At 60.4% G+C, this 2,961-nt stretch carries 3 protein-coding genes and 1 pseudogene; 2 read left to right on the top strand and 2 right to left on the bottom strand.

Translation table 11 applies throughout. The features are described 5' to 3' along the window. A partial coding sequence (locus tag VMR39_RS22980) for a transposase (RefSeq protein WP_325419522.1) occupies nt 1-198 on the top strand: 198 nt, incomplete at its 5' end. Nucleotides 199-354: 156 nt separating this feature from the next. Here VMR39_RS22980 and VMR39_RS22975 read toward each other — a convergent pair. After that, a complete protein-coding gene (locus VMR39_RS22975) occupies nt 355-1,656 on the bottom strand; it encodes a chloride channel protein (protein ID WP_325419520.1) in 1,302 nt (433 codons plus the stop codon). A gap of 645 nt (nt 1,657-2,301) precedes the next feature. Between VMR39_RS22975 and VMR39_RS22970 the strand changes: the two genes are divergently transcribed. Next, nucleotides 2,302-2,670 carry a DUF2322 family protein gene (locus tag VMR39_RS22970; RefSeq protein WP_325419524.1) on the top strand — a complete coding sequence of 123 codons (369 nt, stop codon included), beginning with the start codon at nt 2,302-2,304 and terminating at the stop codon, nt 2,668-2,670. On the opposite strand, the pseudogene VMR39_RS22965 reads toward VMR39_RS22970, so the two are convergent. Continuing rightward, nucleotides 2,664-2,961 (bottom strand): annotated as a pseudogene (locus tag VMR39_RS22965) (hypothetical protein); the annotation flags it as partial. The gene VMR39_RS22970 and the pseudogene VMR39_RS22965 sit on opposite strands and share 7 nt — an antisense overlap.

Genomic DNA, 2,961 nt, shown 5'->3' with positions numbered 1-2,961 from the left:
GAGGCTGTCATTCCTCCCCGCAAGCATCGCACTATCCGTCGACCTTATGACGTCATCGCCTATAAGCAGCGATGGGGAATCGAAGGCTTCTTCGCACGCCTCAAACTGGGACGCCGCATCGCCACCCGATATGACAAACTCGCCGCAAACTTCCTCGGCTTCATCAAGCTCGCAAGCATCATGCTTTGGCTCAAATAGTTAAATAATCACTACAGCCTAAACACTTGTACTTCTTTGATATAGCTACCCCGCGTTGGTCGTTTGACAATCGATCTCAGATACGCAGGCGCGCGCAGCCCGCTATTTTCTTGGGCCTGTTGATCCTGTGATTGCCATCACCTGCCATCGCAATAATCACCTCGTTGCCGAGAACCGTTGAGCCAACCCATGGTAGAGCTTCTCCTTGCTGACGAACTGGGCGGCAAAGTCGCCCATCAAGGCCGCGCCGAGCAACGGCATCATGAGACCGCGGCTGGCAGTGGTTTCGGAAATGATGATGACCGCCGTCAAAGGTGCCCGCACCACGCCTGTGAAATAGGCAACCATGCCCAGCAGCACGACGGCGCCCGGTGGATAGCCTGGGAAGATGGCCCGAAGCACGTCCCCTATGCCCGCCCCCACCGACAGGGACGGCGCGAATATACCGCCGGGCAGACCTGATACCGCCGTGGCGAGCGTCGCCAGAAACTTGGCCGCGCCAAACCAAAGGGGAATGTCGTCTCCGGCGATGACATCATGGGCGGTCTGGTAGCCCGTCCCCCAGGTCAGCCCCGTCGTCACGCCGAGGATCGCCACGGTCATGCCGCATATCCCGGCGAGGAGAACCGGTCTCGATCGCAACCATGCCACCGGCCGAAACGGCGTCCTTCCCGTCGACAACATCAGTCGGGAAAAGCATCCACCGGCAAGGCCTCCGATCAGCCCGGCGACGGGGGCAACGAACAGCGCCTGGCCCACGCTGAGCGTCTGACGCATTTCACCGAAATAGACATAGTCACCCGCAAGGCCGAGGCTGACCATGCCCGCAATCAGGACGGCTGCCATCACCAGCAGGGTCATGCGCTGTTCATAAGCCGCAGCCAGTTCCTCGATAGCGAAGGCGACGCCGGCAAGCGGCGTGTTGAACGCGGCCGCCACGCCAGCCGCGCCGCCTGCAATATAGACCGATGATCGAAGCGGAATACGCATCCAGCGGTGGGCGTGGCCCATGATGGTTGCGGCGATCTGTACCGTCGGTCCTTCCCGCCCTACCGACGCGCCGAACAGCAATGTGCCGATCGTCAGGAAGAATTTGGTTATAGCGGTGCGGGTCGATGCCAGTCGGTCCAGCCCCTTCCCCGGATCGCGGGTCGCAGCCATCACCTGCGGTATGCCCGATCCCCTGGCTTCCGGCGCAAATCGCAAGGTAAGCCAGACGAATGCTGCGAACCCTGCTGGTGTCAGGATCAACGGCAACCACCACCGCCATTCGATCATCTCGTGAAAGAGTTCGTTCGCCCTGTCGGCAAGCGCCGCGAACAGCAGCGCGATCAGGCCGATCGCGATCGCGCCACCCAGGATCGCGATGCGGCGGCGCCAGATCAAGGCTTCCGGTCCGTGCCGGCGCATCAATATCCGGTATCGCCGTGGAATATGGGAAAGCGGATGGCGCATCATGGGCGTGCCCCATCCCGCAGGATCGCCTGTTCGCGCGGCATCACCATAACTCTCCAACCGGACAAGGCGCAGCGGATGCGTTCATCCGATATCCGACAACCTTTAGCGCCCAGGCCCGGCAATATTGTGGCGGGCGCCTTCAGGCTTCGCTGGCAAGGCCCAAGCCGGACGGACCTGTCGGTATCCTCGCTGATCTGATCGAAAACGGAAGCATGATTCATTCCGTCCACGACCCAGATGTTCCGCCAGCGACGCAGTTTGCGACCTCCACTTGCCAACCTCTCTTATGTTACGCCGCCCGCCTCCTGCTAGGCGATGGGGCATATGTCCGCAACCGGCGAAGTCGGCAAACTACTTGCAGCAGCAAGGAGTGCCTGCTCAATTTCTTTGTCCTTTCTGCCGATGATCACTCCGGATGCGGCGCAGCTGCGTTCGTTTCACTCTCGTGTCACCGTGACACGGACTTTCCCCGTCTCGTCCGATCACCATGTGCTGGGCCGCTTCGATCGACTATGCACACGTCCCCTGCCGATATTTCGTGACGTTGCAGGCACATGCACCGGATGTGCGCGGAACGTTTGCCGGATGGCCGACATGAACGGAAGCTGCTACGGGCGGGCGATCAATCAGTTCGGGGGTCGAGATATGCTGGCAAAGATACAAGCGGGCGCGACGTTCAAGGATAATCTTCAGCAATTGCCGCCCATCGATGGCGTGCAACGCATCGATCTCTTCGATGAAAGCGGCATGATTGTCGCCTGCATCGAAAACCAGCCTGGCAAACTGGGCTCGCTTGCCGTCTATCATTATCTGAAGCAGGTCTTCGGCAATTTGGACGCGCAAGCGGCTGAACACGGCCTGACGGTGTTTGCGGAACACACAGCGGACGCCCGCAACCGTCCGGGCGTACATCCTAATGTCGATCGGCTGCTCGCAATTTCCGCTGACGGCGCACCTTTGAAGATAGAGGTTATCGCTGCCGTAAATCCTCCTGCCGTGAACGATATTCAGTAAACATCCCGCCTGTAGCGCCCCTCCTCGGCCAGTTCGTTCAATCGCGTCGCGCCAAGATATGCAGTCAGTGCATCATGCACGCCCGCCGCCATGCCTTCCAAGCTACCACAGACGAGGATGGTTGCGCCACGCTCGACCCAGTCCACGACCTGACCGCCCGCATCGGCGAGCAAATCCTGCACATAGCGACCGCAATCCGGATCGCGGGAAAAGGCGCGATCGAGCCGCGCCAATGTGCCGTAGAAGCCAAGTGCTTGCTCGAAAGCGGGGGCGAGTGCTGTTGCCTTGGGG

It is taken from the genome of Sphingobium sp. (assembly GCF_035511395.1).
GTDB lineage: Bacteria > Pseudomonadota > Alphaproteobacteria > Sphingomonadales > Sphingomonadaceae > Sphingobium.
This window is presented reverse-complemented; position numbering and strand designations above follow the sequence as displayed.